The organism is Streptomyces sp. cg35, from assembly GCF_050410835.1.
Lineage (GTDB): Bacteria > Actinomycetota > Actinomycetes > Streptomycetales > Streptomycetaceae > Streptomyces.
This window is the reverse complement of record NZ_CP191268.1, coordinates 6,182,930-6,204,459: the sequence shown is the minus strand read 5'-3', so window position 1 is coordinate 6,204,459 and position 21,530 is coordinate 6,182,930. Positions and strand designations below refer to the sequence as shown.

The 21,530-nt window shown below is 71.9% G+C and carries 21 protein-coding genes; 13 read left to right on the top strand and 8 right to left on the bottom strand.

Going from position 1 to position 21,530, the window contains the following annotated elements; translation table 11 throughout:
- Positions 1-124: 124 nt before the first annotated feature.
- Together ACQUQD_RS28275 and ACQUQD_RS28270 are read left to right on the top strand one after the other, a co-directional pair.
- Positions 125-1,747, top strand: a complete 1,623-nt coding sequence (locus ACQUQD_RS28275) for a DUF6801 domain-containing protein (protein WP_428954957.1) — start codon at positions 125-127, stop codon at positions 1,745-1,747.
- A 200-nt stretch (positions 1,748-1,947) separates the two neighbouring features.
- Positions 1,948-3,162 carry a helix-turn-helix domain-containing protein gene (locus tag ACQUQD_RS28270; RefSeq protein ID WP_428954956.1) on the top strand — a complete coding sequence of 405 codons (1,215 nt, stop codon included), beginning with the start codon at positions 1,948-1,950 and terminating at the stop codon, positions 3,160-3,162.
- On the opposite strand, the gene ACQUQD_RS28265 is transcribed toward ACQUQD_RS28270, so the two are convergent.
- Positions 3,147-3,401, bottom strand: coding sequence for a DUF397 domain-containing protein (locus tag ACQUQD_RS28265; protein WP_428954955.1), 255 nt, complete (start codon positions 3,399-3,401; stop codon positions 3,147-3,149). The two genes, ACQUQD_RS28270 and ACQUQD_RS28265, sit on opposite strands and share 16 nt — an antisense overlap.
- A complete protein-coding gene (locus ACQUQD_RS28260) occupies positions 3,379-4,209 on the bottom strand; it encodes a helix-turn-helix domain-containing protein (protein ID WP_428954954.1) in 831 nt (276 codons plus the stop codon). The genes ACQUQD_RS28265 and ACQUQD_RS28260 overlap by 23 nt, the downstream gene beginning before the upstream one ends.
- An 86-nt stretch (positions 4,210-4,295) precedes the next feature.
- On the opposite strand from ACQUQD_RS28260, the gene ACQUQD_RS28255 reads away from it, so the two are divergent.
- Positions 4,296-4,727, top strand: a complete 432-nt coding sequence (locus ACQUQD_RS28255) for an ATP-binding protein (RefSeq protein WP_428954953.1) — start codon at positions 4,296-4,298, stop codon at positions 4,725-4,727.
- 54 nt (positions 4,728-4,781) lie between these two features.
- On the opposite strand, the gene ACQUQD_RS28250 is transcribed toward ACQUQD_RS28255, so the two are convergent.
- Entirely contained in the window at positions 4,782-6,845 is a 2,064-nt protein-coding gene (locus tag ACQUQD_RS28250) for a bifunctional glycosyltransferase 87/phosphatase PAP2 family protein (RefSeq protein ID WP_428954952.1), read from the bottom strand.
- Between the two features lie 392 nt (positions 6,846-7,237).
- Here ACQUQD_RS28250 and ACQUQD_RS28245 point away from each other — a divergent pair, with 392 nt between their 5' ends.
- The 3 genes from ACQUQD_RS28245 (at position 7,238) to ACQUQD_RS28235 (ending at position 10,660) form a co-directional block, all read left to right on the top strand.
- Positions 7,238-8,623, top strand: coding sequence for an MFS transporter (locus tag ACQUQD_RS28245; RefSeq protein ID WP_428954951.1), 1,386 nt, complete (start codon positions 7,238-7,240; stop codon positions 8,621-8,623).
- Positions 8,624-8,789: 166 nt separating this feature from the next.
- Positions 8,790-9,959: a DUF2330 domain-containing protein gene (locus ACQUQD_RS28240; protein ID WP_428954950.1), complete on the top strand. Its 1,170-nt coding sequence runs from the start codon at positions 8,790-8,792 to the stop codon at positions 9,957-9,959.
- Between the two features lie 5 nt (positions 9,960-9,964).
- Positions 9,965-10,660 (top strand): O-methyltransferase, encoded by a 696-nt coding sequence (locus ACQUQD_RS28235; RefSeq protein ID WP_428954949.1) that lies wholly within the window; start codon positions 9,965-9,967, stop codon positions 10,658-10,660.
- Between the two features lie 24 nt (positions 10,661-10,684).
- Here the strand turns inward: ACQUQD_RS28235 and ACQUQD_RS28230 are convergent, their stop codons facing one another.
- A complete protein-coding gene (locus ACQUQD_RS28230) occupies positions 10,685-11,086 on the bottom strand; it encodes a hypothetical protein (protein ID WP_428954948.1) in 402 nt (133 codons plus the stop codon).
- Between the two features lie 86 nt (positions 11,087-11,172).
- Between ACQUQD_RS28230 and ACQUQD_RS28225 the strand changes: the two genes are divergently transcribed.
- From ACQUQD_RS28225 to ACQUQD_RS28215, 3 genes are all read left to right on the top strand, one after another.
- Positions 11,173-11,598, top strand: coding sequence for a DUF1992 domain-containing protein (locus tag ACQUQD_RS28225; protein ID WP_428954947.1), 426 nt, complete (start codon positions 11,173-11,175; stop codon positions 11,596-11,598).
- Positions 11,599-11,602: 4 nt separating this feature from the next.
- On the top strand, positions 11,603-11,920 hold the full coding sequence (locus ACQUQD_RS28220; RefSeq protein WP_428954945.1) for an antibiotic biosynthesis monooxygenase family protein: 318 nt from the start codon (positions 11,603-11,605) through the stop codon (positions 11,918-11,920).
- 82 nt (positions 11,921-12,002) lie between these two features.
- A complete protein-coding gene (locus ACQUQD_RS28215) occupies positions 12,003-12,629 on the top strand; it encodes a glyoxalase (RefSeq protein WP_428954944.1) in 627 nt (208 codons plus the stop codon).
- Positions 12,630-12,720: 91 nt separating this feature from the next.
- Here the strand turns inward: ACQUQD_RS28215 and ACQUQD_RS28210 are convergent, their stop codons facing one another.
- On the bottom strand, positions 12,721-13,350 hold the full coding sequence (locus ACQUQD_RS28210; RefSeq protein ID WP_428954943.1) for a hypothetical protein: 630 nt from the start codon (positions 13,348-13,350) through the stop codon (positions 12,721-12,723).
- A 6-nt stretch (positions 13,351-13,356) separates the two neighbouring features.
- The gene (locus tag ACQUQD_RS28205; protein WP_428954942.1) at positions 13,357-13,974 is read right to left on the bottom strand and encodes a hypothetical protein; all 618 of its coding nucleotides are present in this window, start codon (positions 13,972-13,974) and stop codon (positions 13,357-13,359) included.
- A gap of 143 nt (positions 13,975-14,117) precedes the next feature.
- On the opposite strand from ACQUQD_RS28205, the gene ACQUQD_RS28200 reads away from it, so the two are divergent.
- Positions 14,118-14,621 carry a GNAT family N-acetyltransferase gene (locus ACQUQD_RS28200; protein WP_428954941.1) on the top strand — a complete coding sequence of 168 codons (504 nt, stop codon included), beginning with the start codon at positions 14,118-14,120 and terminating at the stop codon, positions 14,619-14,621.
- 48 nt (positions 14,622-14,669) lie between these two features.
- Here ACQUQD_RS28200 and ACQUQD_RS28195 read toward each other — a convergent pair whose 3' ends face one another.
- Entirely contained in the window at positions 14,670-16,742 is a 2,073-nt protein-coding gene (locus ACQUQD_RS28195) for a DHA2 family efflux MFS transporter permease subunit (protein ID WP_428954940.1), read from the bottom strand.
- Positions 16,743-16,925: 183 nt separating this feature from the next.
- Here ACQUQD_RS28195 and ACQUQD_RS28190 point away from each other — a divergent pair, with 183 nt between their 5' ends.
- Positions 16,926-17,738, top strand: a complete 813-nt coding sequence (locus tag ACQUQD_RS28190) for a peptidoglycan-binding domain-containing protein (protein WP_428954939.1) — start codon at positions 16,926-16,928, stop codon at positions 17,736-17,738.
- Positions 17,739-17,778: 40 nt separating this feature from the next.
- Here ACQUQD_RS28190 and ACQUQD_RS28185 read toward each other — a convergent pair whose 3' ends face one another.
- Positions 17,779-18,447, bottom strand: a complete 669-nt coding sequence (locus tag ACQUQD_RS28185; protein ID WP_428954938.1) for an HAD family hydrolase — start codon at positions 18,445-18,447, stop codon at positions 17,779-17,781.
- 488 nt (positions 18,448-18,935) lie between these two features.
- On the opposite strand from ACQUQD_RS28185, the gene ACQUQD_RS28180 reads away from it, so the two are divergent.
- On the top strand, positions 18,936-19,619 hold the full coding sequence (locus tag ACQUQD_RS28180) for an HNH endonuclease family protein (RefSeq protein WP_428954937.1): 684 nt from the start codon (positions 18,936-18,938) through the stop codon (positions 19,617-19,619).
- 142 nt (positions 19,620-19,761) lie between these two features.
- Complete coding sequence (locus tag ACQUQD_RS28175; RefSeq protein WP_428954936.1) at positions 19,762-21,408, top strand: alkaline phosphatase D family protein; 1,647 nt, start codon at positions 19,762-19,764, stop codon at positions 21,406-21,408.
- Positions 21,409-21,530: the final 122 nt, after the last annotated feature.

The following is a 21,530-nucleotide window of genomic DNA, read 5'->3' as shown; positions in this document are numbered from 1 at the left end:
TCTTGATCCAGCCCGCCGCCGGTCGCGCACCGGCGGCGGGCCGACCGCGTCCGGGGCACGGCGCGGCCGTTCGCAGCAGTGCCCGTACCGATCGAGCAGTGCCCGTACCCACGGAGGTCAGCGGATGACAGCGGCAAGATGGCGGAGCGGACGGTCGGGCGGCACACGGACGGTGCGCATGGCGCGCGTGGTGCCGATCGCCTCGGTCGCGCTCGCCGCCGGCCTGCTGTCGGGTCCCGGCTCGCACGCGGACGAGGGACAGGGCTCGGTGGAGATCGCATACGACTGCGCGGTACCGCCTCCGGCGGCGGACCAGCAGACGGACGGAGCGACGGACAAGCAAGGGGATGCCGACACGTCGGCCACCCCGAGCACACCCGGCTCGCCCACCACCGTGCGCGCGTCGGTACGGATCTCCAGCGGGCTCCCGCGATCCGCCGCGCCCGGCACCCCGATCGACCCCGGCACCGTGGCCGTGGAAGCCGCCCTGCCGTACGCCCAGCTCGCCCCCCTGCTGCCGGACGACGTCAGCGGCGTCACCAGTGACGCGACGCTCGGCGTCCAGGTGCAGCAGGGCAAGTCGGCGGCGGACGCCTCCTGGTCATCGCTGACGGCAAGCGCCTCGACCCCGCCGTCCGACGGCACGCTGCGCCTGGGCCACAGAGGCGGCGCTCCCACGATCACGGTGAGCGAACCGGGGGACGTCGATCTCTACGCGGGTGAACTCGACCTGAAAATAAGCCCGTTGCCCACTGACGCGGACAAGGGGGCCGCCGCCGCCCCCTTCACCCTCACCTGCACCCCCGCGAGCACGGATTCGGCCGGACGACGGCTCGCCCACATCGGCGTGCCGGACGGCGAGGAACCGGGAGCGTCCTCACCGGACGCCTCCGACGGTCCGTCGGACTCCGCTCGGGACGGGATAGCCGTCGAGCCGAAGGACGGTGCCGACGGCCCGGTCGGCGCATCCACCTGCGCGGCGGAAATGCCGTCGGGGGACATGGACCTCAGTCAGATACCGGACCCCCTGCCCGGGACAACCCTGACACCGATATTCCCTCTCGACGGAATCCGGGCATGCGCCTACGCGGTCGGCATGACCACCATACGGAAGCCGAACGGCACCGTGATCATCAACGACCCGGCCAAGGGACCGGGCCTGATGAACATCCGGGCCAACGCGCAGACCCAGTACGCATCGCCTCCCGTACCCTTCTACTTCCGCTCCGACTCCCTGGGCGAACTCACCCTGCCGGACGCCGACTCGACGATCCTCAACTTCGGCTTCGTCCCCGTCACCGCCAAGGTCTCGTTCGACAACGGCCCGATCACCATCTCCACCGGTTCCAGGGGCATACTCCCCGACCTCGAGAACTTCGCCGTCGCGACGTTCTTCCAGTCACTGCGCGTCCACGACGTGAAGGTCAACGGCACGCCCATGGACGTCGGCTCCTCCTGCCGCACGTCGAAGAAGTACCGGGTCACGCTGCGCGGTGACTTCACCTCGCCCACCGACGCCTACACCAACGTCCTGACCGGCGGCATCCTCAAGGGCAAGGTGGACATTCCGTCGTTCTCCGGCTGCGGAGCGAAGGGCGAGGATCTCGACCCCCTGCTCACGGCCTCACTCAGCGGCCCCGGCAACAGCATCATCATGAACCAGGCCCCGACCTGCCTTCCCGACCTGCCGGAGCCCAACCAGTGCCCCCCGGTGATCCCCCCGCTGCCCGGAGCGAAGACTCCGTGACCACCTCACCGACTCATCACTTCTCAGCCACATCCCCCACACCACGATCAATCTCTGCGCAACAGATGTACAACACACAGTAGTTGTTCTAATTTTCATTGACCCAGTTGGTACGCACCTGGCGGGTGGGACAGCTGCGCACCCGTGCGTCATCCCGCCCGGCCCCCCACCCGGCGCTCGGACAAGCGAGGAAAGTGGCCATGCCCCTGCCCGCGCACACGAAGGATGTCGACGACCCCCTGGGGCCCCTGCCCCGGGAGTTCGCGCGCATCATGCGGCCCGAACTCCCGGGTCTCATCAAGGAGATCGGGGTCGAGGTGACGCGCGCGTTCCCCGAGTACGCGGCGCTGCTGAGCGGGCCGAGCGGCGCGGCGATCCGGCAGGGTGTCGAGCAGAGCCTCATGGCCTTCGTGGACCGGGTCGCCGATCCGAACGCCTCCACGGCGACCCGCGACGAACTGCTCCGCAAGTTCGGCCGGGTCGAGGCGTACGAGGGCCGGGACCTGGCCACCCTCCAGGGCGCCTACCGGCTCGGCGCGCGGGTCGCCCTGCGCCGCGCCAAGGACCTGGGTCGCCGCTTCGACCTCTCCCCCACCCTCCTGCTCACCTTCGCGGAGGCCGTCTTCGCCTACATCGGCGAACTCGAAGCGCTCTCCCACGAGGGGTACATGGAGGTGCAGTCGAGAGCGGGCGCGGCCGACGAGATCGTGCGAAGACGGTTACTGCATCTGCTGCTCGCCGGAACACCGTTGGGGCACACCACCATCCACAACCTGTGCGAGCAGACCGGGTGGCAGCTCCCCGCCGAAGTGACCATGATCGCGATGCGGACGCCGGCCGAACACATCCAGCCAGGTCTGGCCGTCGACATCCTCGCCGATCTCGGCGCCCCGCAGCCGCACTTGCTGATCCCCGGCCCGCTTACGCGAGAGCGCCGCGCGATGCTGGAGGCGGCCGCCCCCGGAAGCTCGTACACGATCGGGCTGACCCTGCCGACCGAGCAGGCCGCCGACTCGCTGCGCTGGGCCAGACAGGTGCTTCAGCTCGTCGATGATGACATCGTTGCCGATGAGCAAGTCATCGACTGCGCCGACCACTTGGTGACACTGTGGCTGCTCGCCGACCCGGCGCTGGTCACGGAGATCGCCACCCGCGAACTGGCCCCGCTCGACAACTCCTCCGGTACCCGCCGCGCCCGTCTCGTGGAGACCCTGCACGCCTGGCTGACCACGCGGGGCACCGCCGAGCAGGTCGGCGACGCGCTCGGCGTCCACGCCCAGACCGTCCGCTACCGGCTCCGCAAGCTCGACGCCCACTTCGGCGACCGCCTCGAAGCCCCGACGCACCGCTTCGCCCTGGAGGCCGCGCTGCGCGCCCTGCACCTGCGGGACAAGAACGCCTACGACGCGGAGTAGGCCTCCACGAACGCGCCGAACGCCTCCGGCGAGAACGTGACGTGCGGGCCCGCCGGGTCCTTCGAGTCGCGGACGGCGACGGCGGCGCAGGGGGTTGAGGCGACCTCGACGCAATCGCCGCCCTGGTCACCGCTGTACGAGGACTTGGCCCAGGCGAGGGCTCCGAGCGGCGCGCACTCGACGCACGATCCGCCCTGGTCGCCGCTATAGCTCGACTTACGCCACTGGATGCTCGCCATAGTCTTCCTCCATCACGCGCCGGATCAGCTGAGCCGAGTCCGCGATGGACAGGGCGGCCGCCTGCAAGTGATCGTAACGGAGCGAACAGTCCTTGACGGTGGTCGGGTTGGCGGTCGGATGTCCTTGCCCATAGCCCTCGGTGTAGACGATGGCCGGGTCGCTCGGGAAGCGGAAGAGATCGTACGGACCCTGTAGCCCGGCGTGCGCCCCGACGCCAAAAGGCAGAACCTGAATGTTCACCGTCGGCTCGTCCTCGTAAGCCAACAAGTGCGCGAGTTGGCCACGCATGACATCCCGCCCACCGATCTCCTGACGTAGCGCCGCCTCACCGAGGATGAACCACGTCTGCGGGGGCTCCTCCTTCTCCAGGATCCTCTGGCGGGCCAGCCTGACCTCGGTGCGGTCGTCCAGCTTCGTGCGGTCCAGCGTGCCGAGCACTGCCCGTGCGTACGCCCTGGACTGCAACAGGCCGTGAACCATGCCGGGGTGGAACGAACAGATCTCCTCGGCCCGCGCCTCCAACTCCGCAACCTGCTGGAACCACAAGGGCAGTTGGGAACGCAGCACAAGCCCCACCAGCCGCGACAACAACCCGTCGGTCCCCAGCGCGGCATCGCACCGCTCGCTGAACTCGGGCGTCGGCAGCTTCCGGGCGGTCTCGATCTGTCCCACCAGGGAGCCGGTGTAATTGACGATCTGCCCGAGCTGCTTCTGGGTCAGCCCCGCGGCCTCCCGGTGACGGCGCAGCTCGAAGCCGTAGTAGTCGAGCGGCGAGGCGCCCGGGTCGAGGACGTTGATATGGACCATGCACAGCCCCCTCAACTCGGCCCACACTCGGGCCTGTTGCATCCAGTCGATTGCTCAGCGTAGTCACGCTTCGCCACGCTCGTACCGTGAACAAGCAAACCGAGCAGCCGCACGTCTACACACTGCGGCTCACCGTCGGCACCCACTCGGCCCGCCATGTGCGCCGCATCGTCCACCGCCTGTGCGCCGACTGGTCAACGCCGCCGGAGGTGGCCGACGACCTGGCCCTGGGCGTCACGGAACTGCTGTCCAACGTCGTACGGCACGTGCCCGGCGCCCGCGCCGAGGTGCGGCTGCTGCACGACGTGGAGACCGGTCACGTCCGCGCGGAGGTGACCGACGGCGGGCCGCAACTTCCGCAAACGGCGCCCGAGTTGCGTGACCCGTTCGCCGAACACGGCCGGGGACTCGCCATCGTCGCGGCGGTGGCGGCGAAGTGGGGAGTCGAACCCCTGACGCCGCCGCACGGCAAGACAGTGTGGTTCGAGTGCGCGCTCACCAGTTCCCCGCGCCCTTGAAGCGACGGTGGTGCGCACGCACGACCGGCGGAACCGGGCGAGCCCGAGTCCCCCTCAGCCTGACCCCGCGCCCCGCTGTGCAACAGCCCCGCCGGCCACCTCGGCGGGGACGTCGCCCTTGGCCGCCTCGCCGGTCACGGTCCGCGCCCGTGGCCCCTGAAGCGCGTACGTCAGGAAGAACCCGAGGCCGACCACCGTCGCCCCGCCCACCGCGTCGAGGATCCAGTGGTTGCCGGTCGCGACGATCGCGGAGACCGTGCACAGCGGGTGGACGAGACCGAACGCCTTCATCCACCAGCGGCGGGACAGGACCACAATCACGACGCCGCACCACAGCGACCAGCCGAAGTGCAGGGACGGCATCGCCGCGTACTGGTTGGTGAGCTGGGTCAGCGTGCCGTAGTTCGGCTTCGAGAAGTCCTGGGCGCCGTGGACGGTGTCGATGAAGCCGAGGCCCGGCATCAGGCGCGGCGGCGCGAGCGGGTACGCCCAGAAGCCGATGAGGGCGAGCAAGGTGGCGAAGCCGAGGGCCGAGCGGGCCCAGCGGTAGTCGGCGGGGCGGCGCACGTAGAGGACGGCGAGAACGCTCAGCGGGACCACGAAGTGGAACGACGTGTAGTAGAAGTTGAAGAAGTCCTTGAGCCAGGTGGCGTGCTGGACGACGGCGTGGTTGACCCAGTGCTCGACGTCGATGTGCAGGAACTGCTCGATCGAGTGGATCTGCCGGCCGTGGGCCTCCGCCGTGGCCCGGCCGCCGGAGATGGTGCCGCCCGTCGCGGCGAGGCGGACCTGCTGGTAGGCGGAGTAGCCGACGCGGATGAGGAGCAGTTCCAGGACCAGGTTGGGCCGGGTGAGGACCCGGCGCCAGACCGGGACGAGCGGCACCCACGACCAGCGGGCGGGCACCGGCGTCGCGTGGTCCGTCGGGAGCGGATTGCGGTACAGCGGCGAGGTGCGGGAGAGGAAGGGGACGGCGCACGCGGCGGCGAGCGCGGCGATCAGCACGACGTTGTCCCTGATCGGCTCCAGGAACGTCATGTTCGGCAGCATCATCTTCGACGGCAGCGTCAGCGCGAGGACGACGAGCACCGGCCACATGTAACGGTCCGAGGCCCGCTTGCCGACCTGCCCGACGACCGCGAGCAGCACCCACAGCAGCTGGTGCTGCCAGGTCGTCGGGGAGACGGCGACCGCCACGCAGCCGGTGATCGCGACGGCGAGCAGAAGCTGTCCGTCGCGGGCGTACCGGACCGCACGGCGCAGACCGAGCGCCGCGACGGCGACGGACAGCAGCACGAACAGGGAGATCTCCAGCGGCCCTTCGAGACCGAAGCGGAGCAGCATGCCGTGCAGCGACTGGTTGGCGTTGGCCGCCGGGTCGGTGCTCAGCCCCGCGCCCGCCAGGTGGTGCACCCAGTACGTCCACGAGTCGTGCGGCATCGCGGCCCAGGCGAGGCCGGTCGCGGCGGCGAAGGTGACGCCCGAGGAGAGGGCCGCGCGTCTGCGGCCGGTGAACCACAGCAGCGGCGCGAACAGCAGCACGGTCGGCTGGAGGGCGGCGCCGACACCGATGAGCACGCCGGACGCCTTCTCCCCGCGTACGGCGAAGCAGCCGAGCAGGACGAGGAGGACCGGGAGGATGCTGGTCTGGCCGAGCGTGAACGCATTGCGCACGGGCAGCGACAGCATGAGCAGACTGATCGCGACCGGCGCCGCGAACAGCGAGGTGCGGCGGGAGACGGGCCGGGGCAGGGCGCGCGCGGCGACCAGTCCGAGCACCACGACGAGGGCGAGCGAGCCGAACGTCCAGCCCCAGCCGAGGGCCTGCTCGGCGGCGCGGGAGAACGGTTTGAGGACGAGTCCGGAGAAGGGGGTGCCGGTGAACCGGTCGGGTGCGTCGTACAGGGAGCCCTTCACATGGAGCACGCCCTCCGGGCCGATCCAGGTCTCCAGGTCGGTGAGGCGCTCACCGCGCGGGGTGCTCAGCACGGCGACGAGCTGACGCACCGCGAGCACCGCGGCGATGAGCCAGAGGCCCACGCGCACGGCGCTCATCCGCCCGGTCACCGAACCCGCCGCCGCTCCCGTCACCGGTCCTCCGTGCTCAGCATTCGCCACGCGCTGTCCGTCCTCCCGCCCTGTCGGCTCCCACGGGGATGCCCCCGTACCGCCCCGGCCCGCAACCCGAGATTCGCACCGCCCCCGGGTGTGAGACGCAGGCAACCCCGTCTTTACCTGCCTGTCCACCCGGATTTGTCCGGAAGACGGTGCCGCGGGGCCACTTCGTTGCGCACTGCACGGACCCGGTTCCGCGACAAAGATCACAGAACGACCCATGTACGGCCCGCGTGAGACCTGGCGTTTTACCAGGCCGGAGGCGGTTTCCGAGCGGAGCGCAGTGGGACGAACACTACCCGTAACGATCGCAGACGCACCTATGGTCCCTTTAAGGCCGTCCCGCGTGGACGGCCTTTGCCCTTGTCCCCCACGAAAGGCAGGCGAGCGGACCCTTGGCCAGTGCCACGTCCATCGCAGTCAGTCCCGGCAAGGTCTCCGCCCCCGTGCGGGACCTCACCACCTCCGACGTCACCGTCACGGACCCATCGCTGGTCAAGCGAGCGGTCAAGGCGGCGGCACTCGGCAACGCGATGGAGTGGTTCGACTTCGGCGTCTACGGCTACCTGACCGCGACGCTCGGCCACGTCTTCTTCCCGACGGCGTCCAGCACGGCGCAGGTCCTGTCCACGCTCGGCACGTTCGCCGCCGCCTTCCTCGTGCGCCCCATCGGCGGCGCCTTCTTCGGCCCGCTGGGCGACCGCATCGGCCGTCAGCGCGTCCTCGCCATCACCATGATCATGATGGCGGCGGGCACGTTCGCGATCGGCCTGATCCCGTCCTACAACGCCATCGGCGTGTGGGCGCCGGTCCTGCTGATCGTGGCCCGCATGCTGCAGGGCTTCTCGACCGGTGGTGAGTACGGCGGCGCGTGCACGTTCATCGCCGAGTACGCCCCGGACAAGAAGCGCGGCTTCTTCGGCTCGTTCCTGGAGTTCGGCACGCTCATCGGCTACGTGGCGGGCGCGGGCCTGGCCACGGCGCTGACCACGATGCTCTCCTCCGGCGACCTGTACGGCTGGGGCTGGCGCGTCCCGTTCCTGATCGCCGGTCCGATCGGCCTGGTCGGCATGTACGTGCGGATGAAGCTGGAGGAGACCCCGGCGTTCCAGAAGCTGACGGAGGAGGCCGAGAGCAAGCAGAAGGCGCGGCCCAAGCCGAAGCTGCGGGACATGTTCGTCGGCAACGGCAACGCGATGGCCATCTGCATCGCCCTCGTCCTCGTCTTCAACGTCACCGACTACATGCTCCTCTCCTACATGCCCACCTTCCTGAGCGAGGAGCTCGGCTACGACGCCACGCACGGCACGCTGATCCTCATCGGCGTGATGGTGCTGATGATGTGCGTGCAGATCCCGATGGGCCGGGCCAACGACCGCTACGGCCACCGCGCCGTGATCGGCGCGGCCTGCGCCGGCTTCGTCGTCCTGTCCGTCCCGGCGGTGCTGCTGATCCGCGCGGGCTCGACCTGGGCGATCGCGCTGGGCCTCGCCGCCCTCGGCCTGCTCCTGGTCGGCTTCACGTCGTCGATGCCGTCGACGCTGCCGGCCCTGTTCCCGACGAAGGTCCGCTACGGCTCGCTGTCGGTCGGCTTCAACCTCTCGGTGTCCCTGTTCGGCGGCACCACCCCGCTCGTCGCGGCGGCCCTCATCGCCGCCACGGGCAACCTGATGATCCCGGCGTACTACATGATGGCGGCGGCCGTGATCGGCGGCGTCGCGGCCTGGCGCATGCGCGAGTCGGCGGGCCGCCCGCTCCCGGGTTCGCCGCCGGCCGTCTAGTACGCGGGGAACCGCGCGACAGGTCACGCGAAAGCCGCGGTCGCGTCCGCTCACGCACTGAGCGGACGCGGCCGCGGCTTTCGCGTGGCCCGGCGGCGTCCCCGCGGACCGCAACAGCCCGGTAACGCCGGGAACCGGCCCCGCGTCCGCCCCCGTCGCTACGCGCATGACCACAGCAGCGAGATCGTCCGCGGGCGGGCCGGCGGCATCCCTCACCACCCGGGCCAGGGTCCTTCTGATCGTCCTGGCCCTGCTCGCGGTCCAGGCCGCCTGGATCGCCGCCCCCGCCTACGCGTGCGGCTGCGGCGCGATGGTCCCGCACCAGGGGCAGCAGGTCGTGGTCGACGACGAGACGTCGGCGGTGCGCTGGGACGGCCGTACCGAGCAGATCGTGATGCGGCTGTCGGTGAGCGGCGACGGGCGCGACGTCGCCTGGGTGATGCCGGTCCCGCACCGCGCCGGGGTACGGCTCGGCGATCCGGAGCTGTTCACCGAGCTGGACCGGGCGACCGGGCCCGAGTGGCGCACCCGGCACTACTTCTGGCCGCGCGACGGCGACTGGCCGTTCGACGGCGGCGACAGCGCGGACGGCGCACGGGCGCCGAGCGCGGGCGCACCCGGCGGTGTGGACGTCGTGGGCCGCGAGCACCTCGGCCCCTTCGACGTGGCCCGCCTCACCGCCACCGACCCCGACGCCCTGGCCGACTGGCTGAAGGAGCACGGCTTCCGGCTGCCCGACCGCCTCGATGCGGCCCTGCGCCCGTACGTCGACCAGGGCTGGGAGTACGTCGCGGTCCGTCTCGCCCCCGAGGACCGCGACTCCCGGTCCGTCCTGCGCGGACGGCTCGACCCGCTGCACCTCACCTTCGCCAGCGACCGCCTCGTCTACCCGATGCGGCTGTCCCGGCTGGCCCGCACCGCCCAGCACGTGAACCTGTACGTGCTCGCCGCGCACCGCATGGAGACCCGCTCGGCCATCGGCGGGGAGCGGCCGAAGGTGACGTACGCGGGCGAGGTCACCACCAGCGCTCCCGGCCCGCTCGCCCAACTGGCCGATGGTGCACCGTACTTGACGGCGCTGGAGCAGGACTTCCCGGCACCGTCCCGGATCGACGGCGACCACGAACTGCGGCGCGCGCCGAGCGACACCCCGTACCGCACGGTGCGTTACACCGATGAGCTGGCCACGGTGGGGCCGGGCATTCCGGTCTGGGTCGTGACGCTGCTCGGGGCCGCGGCCGTCGCGGTGGCCGCGGCGCTCCTGATCGTGCGTACGCAGCGGCGCCGTCCGGTGCTTCCGCCTCCGCCCGTGCAGGTACCGCCGCGCCTAGGCTGACGGCCATGACCTCTCATCCCGAGTCCCAGCAGCCCGGCCTCGCGGCCGCCGTCGACGTGTATCTCAGCGGTCTGCTCGCTCCTGCCGACGAGGCGCTGGCCGCGGCCCTCACGGACAGCGAGGCGGCGGGCCTGCCCAGCATCAGCGTCTCCGCCACGAACGGGAAACTGCTGCACCTGATCGCCCGGATCCAGGGCGCCCGCCGCATCCTGGAGATCGGCACCCTCGGCGGCTACAGCACGATCTGGCTGGCCCGCGCGCTGCCCGCCGACGGGACGCTGGTCACCCTGGAGTACAGCCCGCGGCACGCCGAGGTCGCCCGCGCCAACATCGCGCGGGCGGGCCTGGACAAGGTGGTCGAGGTGCGGGTGGGCGCCGCGCTCGACTCGCTGCCGCAACTGGCCGAAGAGGGCGGGGAGGGCGGGCAGTTCGACCTCGTCTTCATCGACGCGGACAAGGTGAACAACCCGAACTACCTCGACTGGGCGGTGCGGTTGACCCGGCCGGGCAGTGTGATCGTCGTCGACAACGTGGTGCGCCAGGGCCGCGTCGCCGACCCCGGCGCCACCGAGCCGGACGTCACGGGCACCCGCGACGCGCTCCAGTTCCTCGCCGACCACCCGAAGTTGGAGGCGACGGCGATCCAGACGGTGGGCGCCAAGGGGTACGACGGCTTCGCCCTGGCCTACGTACGGGCCTGAACCGGACGGCCGCGGCCCCGGCGCTCAACCCTCCTGGTAGAAGCCGACGTTGACGCTGCGCGGCCCGCCCCGGTCGAGGACGACGACCTCGCCGGAGCCGCCGCGCGGCAGCCGCAGCGTCCCGCCGTACGCGAGCGGTTGGCCGGGGCCCTGCCCGGTCCCGATCCGCACCCGCACCTCGGAGGCCGGATCGTCCTGCGAGCCCCGCAGCCAGAAGACGTTCCACTCCCCTTCGGGCCCGCACCGGAACTCCAGATGCACCCGCGACACGAACAGCCAGTCCTCCGGCGTCACGAGCCGGCACACGGTGCCGTCGCGTCCCACCCGCAGCACGGCCCCCGGTTCACTGGCCGCCTCGGCCATCACCATCCCGGCCGTGGCCCCCGCGTCGCCGCCGGCCACCGTGGCCATGGTCAGTTCGAGCACCGCATTCCCCCCAGCGTTCGGTTCCGTAGCGGCCGCATCCTAGAGCCTGTCCGCACCTTCACGGCGGCCTGCGCGACAATGTCCCCATGACCGAACGCAAACCACCCGGCGTCAGCTTCGAGTCATTCGTCGACAAGCAGATCCGCGAGGCCGAGCGCCGCGGCGACTTCGCCTCCCTGCCCGGCGCCGGCAAGCCCCTGGATCCCACGAGCGACTCCACGTACGACGAGAACTGGTGGATCAAACGGAAGATGGCCCGCGAGGGCTTCTCCGTGCTGCCGCCCACCCTGGCCCTGCGCAAGGAGGCCGAGGACGCCCTGGAGGCGGCCTCGAAGGCCCCTTCCGAAGCGGCGGTGCGCCGGATCGTCACCGACATCAACGCCAAGATCAGCGACATGATGTTCAAGCCGCCACCGGGCCCGCCCCTCGGCCTGAAACCGTACGACGTCGAGGAGATCGTCCGCCGCTGGCGGGACGCCCGGACGGCGCCGGACGACCGTGCGGCAGGATGACCTCATGAGCATCGTCAAGATCAATGTCCTGACCGTCCCGGCCGAGCAGCGCGAGGTCCTGGAGAAGCGCTTCGCGTCCCGCGCCGGCGCCGTGGAGAACTCCGACGGCTTCGAGTGGTTCGAGCTGCTCCGTCCCGTCGAGGGCACCGACGACTACCTGGTGTACACGCGCTGGCGGGACGAGGAGTCCTTCCAGGCGTGGATGGAGGGCCCGATGAAGTCGGCCCACCAGGGCGGCGGCGACCGCCCGAAGCCCGCCGCGAGCGGGTCGTCGGTGTGGTCGTTCGAGGTCGTGCAGCAGGCGTCGCCCAAAGGCGCCTGAACCGGTCGGGAAGAACCGGCCGGGAACAACCGGTCAGGAATGAAGAAGCGTCGGCGGCCGGGGCGTACCTAGCGTGGTCGGCATGACCTCCATCGACTCCGTCACCCTCGAGGTGGCCGACCCCACGGCCGCCGACCGCTTCTACACCGACGCCTTCGGGCTGGGCTCCCGGGTACGCCTGCGGGCCTGTGAGGAGGCGACGACCGGCTTCCGCGGGTTCACGCTGTCGCTCACGGTCTCCCAGCCGGCCACCGTCGACAGCCTCGTCGGCTCCGCGCTCGCCGCCGGCGCCACCGCGCTGAAGCCCGCCGCGAAATCGCTGTGGGGCTACGGCGGCGTCGTCCAGGCCCCGGACGGCACGATCTGGAAGGTCGCGACCTCCGCACGCCGCAACAGCGGCCCGGCCACCCGCGACATCGACGAGATGGTGCTCCTGCTCGGCGTCGAGGACGTGAAGGCGAGCAAGCAGTTCTACGTCGAGCGGGGCCTGACCGTGGCGAAGAGCTTCGGCGGCAAGTACGTGGAGTTCGCCGGCGGGGCGGGCCCCGTCAAGCTGGCGCTCTACAAGCGCCAGGCCCTCGCCAAGGACGCCGGGGTGCCCGCCGACGGCACCGGATCGCACCGGATCGTGCTCGGCAGCGGCGCCGGGCCGTTCACCGACCCCGACGGGTTCGCCTGGGAGGCCGCGTCGCTGACCGCCAGTTCCTGACAGCGGCCGGTTCTTGACCGCCGGTTCCCGACAGCGAGACGGCCCCGCTCCGTTCGGAGCGGGGCCGTCGGGGACGGGGGTGCGGCCGGGGTCACAGCTTCAGCAGCCGCTCCGCCGTCTCCCGGTAGTCGCGCAGGGCGAGACGGAGGTGCTCGGTGTCCTCCTTGGAGTCCTGCCAGGACGTGCGCAGGGTGCTGCGGCGCCCCGCGAGGGCCTCGGTGAGGCGGGTCGTCAGCTCCTCCAGGACGTGATCGGCCTCCTCCACGGCGGCCCGGGGCTCGTCCACGAAGCCGTGCACCGCGTGCTTGAGGCGTCCCTCCAGGTCGTCGCGGGCGGCCGTGGGGACGAGTTCGGCGGAGGTGCCGGCCGGGTCGGATGTGCCGGCCGTGCCGGTCCTGGCGGCCTTGGCGGCATGCGGCTCGGCCGGGGCCGCGGGCGCGGCCGCCGGGGCCTTGGGTGCGCCGAGGGCCGGGTCCGTCCTGCCGGGACGGGCCTCCTCGGCATCACGCCCGGTACCGCGCTCGGCACCGAGGGCACCCGGGCCCGGGCCCCGCTCCCCGGAGTCGCCCAGCGGCGTGCGGGTGCGCTCGTCGTTCCCCGGGTTCCCCGGCTCACGTACGCGGTCGTCGTTCACCGGCTCGCGTACGCGGTCCTCGTTGTCCGGCGTGCGTCGTGCGCGGTCCTCGTTCTCAGGTGTGCGTGCTCGGTCGATACCGGCCATGGTTAATCAACTCCCCTTCACCAGACGCGCCTTGGGTGCATGTGAACGTTTGTCGGCCGACCGCGAGCTGTCCGGACCGATCAGGTCGTCGAAGAGGGCCCGCGCCTCGACCATCGCCGTCCGCAGCTCTTCCGTGCCGCTCCGGCTCTCCTCGGCGTCGCCGGGGCGGGCGTGCGCCGCTCCGTGGACGCGTCGCAGGCCGTGCACCCGGGAGCCGTGGTGGACGGAGATCGCGGCGAGCTGCTCCTCGTGGTCGCCGCCGTCCGGGAAGCCGCGGTCGTGCGCGAGTTCGGCCAGCACCCGGTCGGCCTCGGTGACCGCCTCCGCGGGCGACTCCACGAACCGCTCCTGGGCCTCGGCCCAGCGCGTCAGGTACCGCGCACGGGCGGCGGGGTCGAGCGGGCGGAGCTCCAGCGAACCGTGCCGCCGCACCCGCTCGGCCAGCTCCTGCTCGGCGGCCTTGGTGTCGCCGTCGTGACGCGCCACGGCCCGGTCGTACTCGGGACCGAAGCGGCGCCGGAGACCGCGTCCGCCGCGGGGCGCGGTGCGTGCGGCGAAGAACCCGGCCGCGACGACGACCACGATCCCCACCACGATCAGAGCGATGATCACGCCTGTGGACATGGGTGCTCAGGACCTTCCCGGTAGCCGTGCAGTGACGTTGTGCACCATCGAGTAGCCGCTGAACTCCGGAGCAAACAGTCCGAGTTGAGCCACCTGGCGAAATCGGTTTGCGCGGCCGCCGCACGCTGCCCCCACAATGCGCCATGCGCCCCTCCTGGACCGTCTCCCCCGAGCCGTACGACTCCCCGGTCGCCGCCGCCCTGTGGCGGGCGTACTACACGGAGGTCAGCGACCGCTGGTATCTGCTGCACGAGGGGCGCGCCACGGACCCGGCGGAGCTGGAGCGCGGGATCGCCGCGGGGGCGGGCGAGCGGCTGGCGCCGCCGGACGGGCTGCTGCTGGTCGGCCGGTACGACGCGGAGCCGGCCGGGACCGCCGGGGTGCGGCTGGTCGACCCGGGCACGGCCGAGCTGACCCGCGTCTTCGTGCGCGAGGAACTGCGCGGCAAGGGCGGGGCGCCGCTGCTGGTGGCGGCGGCCGAGGACACGGCCCGGGAGCTGGGCGCCGGGCTGATCCGCCTCGATACCCGCGCCGACCTGGTCGAGGCCCGCGCCCTGTACGCGCGACTCGGCTACGAGGAGACCGGTCCGCACAACGACGACATCTACGCCGAGCACTGGTTCAGCAAGCGGCTCGGGCGCCCGTAGGTCCGGTCGAGCCGGTCCGGCCCTGTTCGGTCCGGTCCGGTCGGGCGGTCAGGCCGCGAGGCCCGGCCGCCCGGTGCCGTCGTGCGGCCGCTCCGCGTCCGATCCGCACATCTCCGCGTTCAGCTCGGACACCAGCTGGAAGAGGTCCGTGGGGCGGTCGGGGCCCCACCAGTCGCCGAGCAGTTCCGCGAGCGAGTCCTCCCGGGCCTTGGCGAGGCGGGCCGCGACCGCCCGGCCCTCGTCGGTGAGGACGAGGTCGAGCCCCTCGCGGACGGCGAGATGCCGCTCCTCGACCTGCCGGGCCGCCTCGATGATGACCGGCAGCGGCACGGCGCTGCGCTCGGCGAGGACGGCGGGTTCGGCCCACCCGTACCGCTTGCTGCGCAGGACGAGCCAGCTGGCCGCCGGCAGCAGGTCGTAGCCCGCCCGCGCGGTGATCTTCTCGTAGATCTCGCGCCGCCCCTCGCGCGTCCCGAGCGTCGACAGGGCCCGCGCCACCTCGTCGTACGAGGAGCGCTCCACGGGGTTGGAGGCGAGCGTCTGGGTCGGGTCGGGCGCGGTGACGGAGCCGCGCAGCTTGTCCTCGCGCAGGAACCAGGACAGGACGAAGGCGATCAGGGCGACCGGGACCGCGTAGAGGAACACGTCCGTGATGGAGGTGGCGTACGCGTGCAGCACCGGCTCGCGCAGCGCGGGCGGGAGGTCGCCGATGCCGCGCGGGTCGGCCTTGAGCGAGTCCGGGCCGACGCCGGGCGGCACCTGCTGTCCGGCCAGCGCCGAACTCAGCTTCGTGGACAGCCGGTTGGCGAAGATCGTGCCGAAGATCGCGACGCCGAAGGAGGCGCCGATGGAGCGGAAGAAGGTGGCACCCGAGGTGGCGACGCCCAGGTCCTCGTACGGCACGGCGTTCTGCACGATGAGCACGAGCACCTGCATGACGAGGCCGAGTCCGAGGCCGAAGACGAAGAAGTAGGCGCTCATCTCGCCGGTGGAGCTGTTCTCGTCGAGGTTGTGCAGCAGGAGCAGGCCGAGCGTGGTGACGGCGGTGCCCGCGACGGGGAAGACCTTCCAGCGGCCGGTGCGGCTGACGATCTGCCCGGAGACGGTGGACGAGAGCAGCAGGCCGATCACCATCGGCAGCATGTGCACGCCGGACATGGTCGGCGACACTCCCTGCACGACCTGCAGGAACGTCGGCAGGTAGGTCATCGCGCCGAACATCGCGAAGCCGACGACGAAGCTGATCACGGCGGAGAGGGTGAAGGTCCGCACCCGGAACAGTTTCATCGGCAGCACCGGCTCGGCCGCCCGGAACTCCACGAACACGAACACCACGGCGAGCGCCACGCCCAGCACGGCGAGCCCGATGATCTGCGGCGAGCCCCAGCCCCAGGTCGTGCCGCCGAGCGAGGCGACGAGGACGAGGCAGGTGGCGACGGACGCGATGAGGAAGGTGCCGAGGTAGTCGATGCGGTGCTTCTTCGCGCGGACCGGGATGTGCAGCGCGGCGGCGATGACGAGGAGCGCGACGACACCGATCGGCAGGTTGATGTAGAAGACCCAGCGCCAGCTCAGGTGCTCGGTGAACAGCCCGCCGAGCAGCGGCCCGAGCACGCTCGTCGCGCCGAAGACGGCGCCGAACAGCCCCTGGTACTTGCCGCGTTCGCGCGGCGAGACGATGTCGCCGACGATCGCCATGGACAGCACCATCAGCCCGCCGCCGCCGAGTCCCTGCAGGGCGCGGAAGCCGATGAGCTGCGGCATGTTCTGCGCGAGTCCGCACAGCGCCGAGCCGACCAGGAAGATCGCGATCGCGAGCTGGAAGAGCTTCTTGCGCCCGTACTGGTCGCCGAGCTTGCCCCACAGCGGGGTCGCGGCCGTCGCGGCGAGCATGTACGCGGTGACGACCCAGGACAGGTGCTCCAGGCCGCCCAGGTCGCTGACGATGGTCGGGAGCGCCGTGGACACGATGGTCTGGTCGAGCGCGGCGAGCAGCATGCCGAGCAGCAGCGCTCCGATGGAGACGAGGACGCCGCCGCTCTTGGCCGCGTCGTCGGGCAGGGCCCGGTGCGCACGACCGCCGCCACCGGCTCCTGTCGTGCCGATGTCCTGGCTGCTCATGGCCACCTCCAGAGGCACCCCGGGCCGGTGCGGCGGGGGCTTGGTACCTCCCATCCTGGTAGGTGTGACCGGGTTTGGCCTGTTGAGTCCTGCCGGAGCGGCTCTTTTGCCCGGGACCGGCGCTGCGGAGGGGCCCCTGGGGTCTGCATAATGCGCTGCAGTTCTCGGGGAGGGGGACCAGAAGTGAGCGATGCGCTGCGTACGTGTCCGGAGTGCGGGGCCGAGAAGGGGGCGGACGGGGCCCTGTCGTGCTCCTGCGAGGCGGAGGGCTTCAGTCCGCTCCGTGTCCGTCCCTATGTGACGCTCCCGGAACCGTCCCACCCGGCGCCGCCGCGCGCGCCCGACCCGTACGCGCATCCCCCGCTGCCGCCCGAGCAGCCGGCGGCCGGGGACGACGACCACGGGCACGGCGAGCCCGTCGACGAGCCGCGCCGCGCCCCGCTGCTGCTCATGGCCGCGGTCGCGGGCGTCCTGAGCGTGGCCGCGCTGGTGACGGTGCTGATCTCGTCGGGCGACGGCGACACGGGTGCCTCCGCGCAGGAGGGGCGTGGACCGGTGGCGGTCGCCTCGTCGAGCCGCCCGGATCCGAGCCCGACGCCGAGCGCGTCCGCCTCCACGCACCGTGCGACGCCGAGCACCTCGGCGCCCGCGGCTCCCTCGGCATCCGCGCCGGCCTCCCCCACGCCGACCCCGAGCCGCACGCCGAGCGCGACGCCCTCGACGCGGCCCCCGAGCCCGTCCTCGACGCCGTCGAGCAAGCCGCCCGCCCCGGCCGTCGGATCGGTGCTGCGCCGCGGCGACCGCGGCCCGGAAGTGACCGAACTCCAGTCACGTCTCGCGCAGTTGCACCTCTACACCAGGGAGCCGAGCGGCCGCTTCGACGAGCGGACCGAGTACGGCCTCGCCACCTACCAGTACGCACGCGGCATCCAGGGCGACACCCCGGGCACGTACGGCCCGGCGACCCGCCGCGCCCTGGAGGCGGAGACCCACTAGGGCCTGTCCGGCGGGTGAGGTCGCGTCCGGGCGGCCCGGGTCAGCCGATGTGCAGCAGGATCTCTCCGCCGGGCGCGGCCTCGACCCGTACGGCCGTCAGATCCGGCACGTGGACGGTGGGCCCGTGCTCGCCCGCGCGCGGCCCGACCCCGACCACCCGCATCCCGGCGGAGCGTCCGGCCGCGATCCCGGCCCCGGAGTCCTCGAACACGACGCAGTCGGCCGGGTCGATGCCCAGCTCGGCGGCGCCCTTCAGGAACCCCTCGGGGTCCGGCTTGCTGGCCCCCACGTTCTCGGCCGTCACCCGGACCGCCGGGTAGGGCAGGCCGGCCGCGGCCATCCGCCCGGTGGACAGCGCCACGTCGGCCGACGTGACCAGGGCGTGCGGCAGACCCGCGGAGAGCAGGGCGTCCAGGAAGTCCGCCGCGCCGGGCACGGGCACGACCCCGTCCATGTCGGCGGTCTCCGCGGCGAGCATGCGGGCGTTGTCCGCGTAGTTCTCCTCCATGGAGCGCCCGGGCAGCAGCTCGGCCATCGTGGCGTGCCCCTGCCGCCCGTGCGCCACGTGCATGACCTGGTCGCCGTCGAGCCCCTGCGCGGCGGCCCAGCGCCGCCAGATCCGCTCGACGACGGCGTCGGAGTTGACGAGCGTGCCGTCCATGTCGAGCAGGAGGGCGCGCGCGGAGAGAACGGTGGGCGTGGCCGGCATCGGCGGGCTCCAGACACGGAGACGAGAAAAGACGAGAACAGACGAGAAAAGGGACAAGGCGGCCCCGCCCGCCGGTCAGGGTACGCGGACGGGAACCACTTTGTTCCCCCACGATACAAAACGAGCACCACTGATCGCCAGCCGACCCCGTTCAAGCCCCTCCGGCGATTGAGGAGCGGGGTCGGGGGCGGAGCCCCGAATTCAAGCCCCTCCGGCGATTGAGGAGCGGGGCCCGGGGGCGGAGCCCCGAGACCAGGCACCCAGCCCCCTGACCAGCCACGCCCCAGTCCACCACCCTCCCCCGGAACGCACCACCCGCCCCACCCAATCCCCCGCACAACCAACGGAGTTACCCGCATGACCCTTGCCCCGCACCCCAACTTGACGCGACCCTGTCACCCAACGCACACCTGCCCGAAACCCCCCACCCCCACCATGACCGGACGGCACCCCACAGTCCAACATCCCCCCACATCAAGGGAGTTCACATGCCCCGCACCCCTGGCACAGCCCCTCGCACGCCCCGTTTCTACGCGCGTCGACCCCTCACCGTCACGGCCGCCGCCGCGACGGCAACCCTCACCGCCGCCCTCACCCTCCTCACCGGCCCGACGGCGAGCGCCGCCCCGCCCACCCCGGTCACCGCCGCCACCGCCCGCACCTACCTCTCCGAACTGACCGTCAAGACCGAGGGCTCCTCCGACGGTTACAGCCGCGACAAGTTCCCGCACTGGATCACCCAGTCCGGCTCCTGCGACACCCGCGAGACCGTCCTCAAGCGCGACGGCACGAACGTGCAGACCGGCTCCGACTGCTCCGCCTCGTCCGGCAGTTGGTACTCCGCGTACGACGGCGCCACCTGGACCGCCTCCGGCGACGTCGACATCGACCACGTCGTCCCGCTCTCCGAGGCGTGGAAGTCGGGCGCCAGTTCCTGGACGACGGCCCAGCGCCAGGCCCTCGCCAACGACCTCACCCGGCCTCAGCTGATCGCGGTCACCGACAACGTCAACCAGTCCAAGGGCGACAAGGACCCGGCCGAGTGGATGCCGCCGCGCACCGCGTACGCCTGCACCTACCTGCGGATGTACGTCCAGGTGAAGCACTACTACGACCTCAGCGTCGACTCGGCGGAGAAGTCGGCGATCCAGTCGAAGCTCAGCGGCTGCTGAGCAAGGGCCGACCTACCCGGACAAACCGTGCGGCGGGCGAAATCCGGCCCGCAGGAACCACCCCACCCTCCTCCGGCGTTCCGTACCGTACGGACCGACTGCGGACCGACGGTCCGGAGCGCCGGAGAGCGGAGGAGATCACGTGGCGAGGCTGCGCCTGGGACCACTGCTGAGGTATGTGGACGAGGAGGCGGCGACGGTCTGGGTCGAGGCGAGCCGGCCCTGCGTCGCCGAAGTGCGCTGCGCGGACGGCGCGTCCGGCAGCGCGCACACCTTCCAGATCGACGGCCACCACTACGCGCTGGTCCCGGTCACCGGCCTCACCCCGGGCACCGAGACGGCGTACGAGGTCACCCTGGACGGCGGCACGGTCTGGCCCGAGCCGGACTCCCGCTTCCCGGACAGCACCATCCGTACCCCGGCGTACACGGAGACCGCGCCCGTCCGCGTCACCTTCGGCTCCTGCCGCTGGGCCGCCCCGCCCGCCGACGAGCACGACCCGGTGGGCCCGGACGCCCTCGACACGCTCGCCGCCCGGCTCGCCGCCGACCCGGCGGCCGAGCGGCCCGACGTCCTCGTCCTGCTGGGCGACCAGGTGTACGCGGACGAGACGTCACCGGCGACGCAAGCGTGGCTGGCCCGCCGCCGCGACCTCACGGACGACCCCGGCACCCAGGTCGCGGACTATCAGGAGTACACGCACCTCTACTACGAGTCCTGGCTCGACCCGGAGATCCGCTGGCTGCTCTCCACGGTCCCCAGCTGCATGATCTTCGACGACCACGACGTCATAGACGACTGGAACACGAGTGCCGCCTGGCTCCGCGACATGCGCGCGGTCCCCTGGTGGCGCGAGCGCATCCTGAGCGGCCTCATGTCGTACTGGGTGCACCAGCACATAGGGAACCTGACGCCGGCCGAGCTCGACGCCGATCCCGTGTACGCGGCGGTGCGCGCGACCCCCGACGGCACCGACGCCCTGCGCGAGTTCGCCGCCCGGGCCGACGCCGACCCGGGCGTCGTGCGCTGGAGCTACCGCCGGGACTTCGGCCGCGTACGCCTGCTGATGGTCGACACCCGCGCCGCCCGCGTCCTCGACGAGCAGAACAGGGCGATGCTCGACCCGGAGGAGGAGCGGTGGGTCCGGGCCCAGGCCCTCGACGGGCAGGACACCGCCCCCGGCGCCTACGACCACCTCGTCATCGGTTCGTCGCTGCCGTGGCTGCTCCCCCACCTCATCCACGAGCTGGAGGGGTGGAACGCGGCACTGTGCCGGGGCGAGCGCGGGGCCCGCTGGGCGAGGTTCGGCGAGAAGCTGCGCAGACGGGCCGACCTGGAGCACTGGGCGGCGTTCCCGGCGTCGTTCGACGCGCTCACGGACCTGGTCGCCGAGGCCGGGGCGGGACCCGCGGCGCCCGCGACGGTCTCGGTCCTCGGCGGCGACGTGCACCACGCCTACGTCGCCGAACCGTCCTGGCCGGCGGGCACCCCGGCACCCACCGCCCGTGTCCTGCAACTGACCTGCTCCCCCGTGCACAACTCCATCCCGGCGTCGATGCGCGTCGGCTTCCGCTTCGGCTGGAGCCGCACCGGGCGGGCCATCGGGCGCGGCTTCGCCCGGCACGCCCGCGCCGCGGCACCCCGTATCAACTGGCGCAAATCGGGCGGTCCCTGGTTCGGGAACCATCTGATGACGCTGACGCTGCGCGGGCGTTCGGCGGACCTCGCCCTCGACCAGGCGGACGCGGAGCGCGGCCTGGTCCGGGCGGACCACCGCACCATCACCTGACCCGTCACCCGACCCACGAACACCAGGGGTGATCCATTTCACACCTGGACTCCCGCTCTCCACTCCTGAGGGCCAACCGGCATGATGAGGCGGACCATCCGCTTCCAGCAGCCCCACATGCC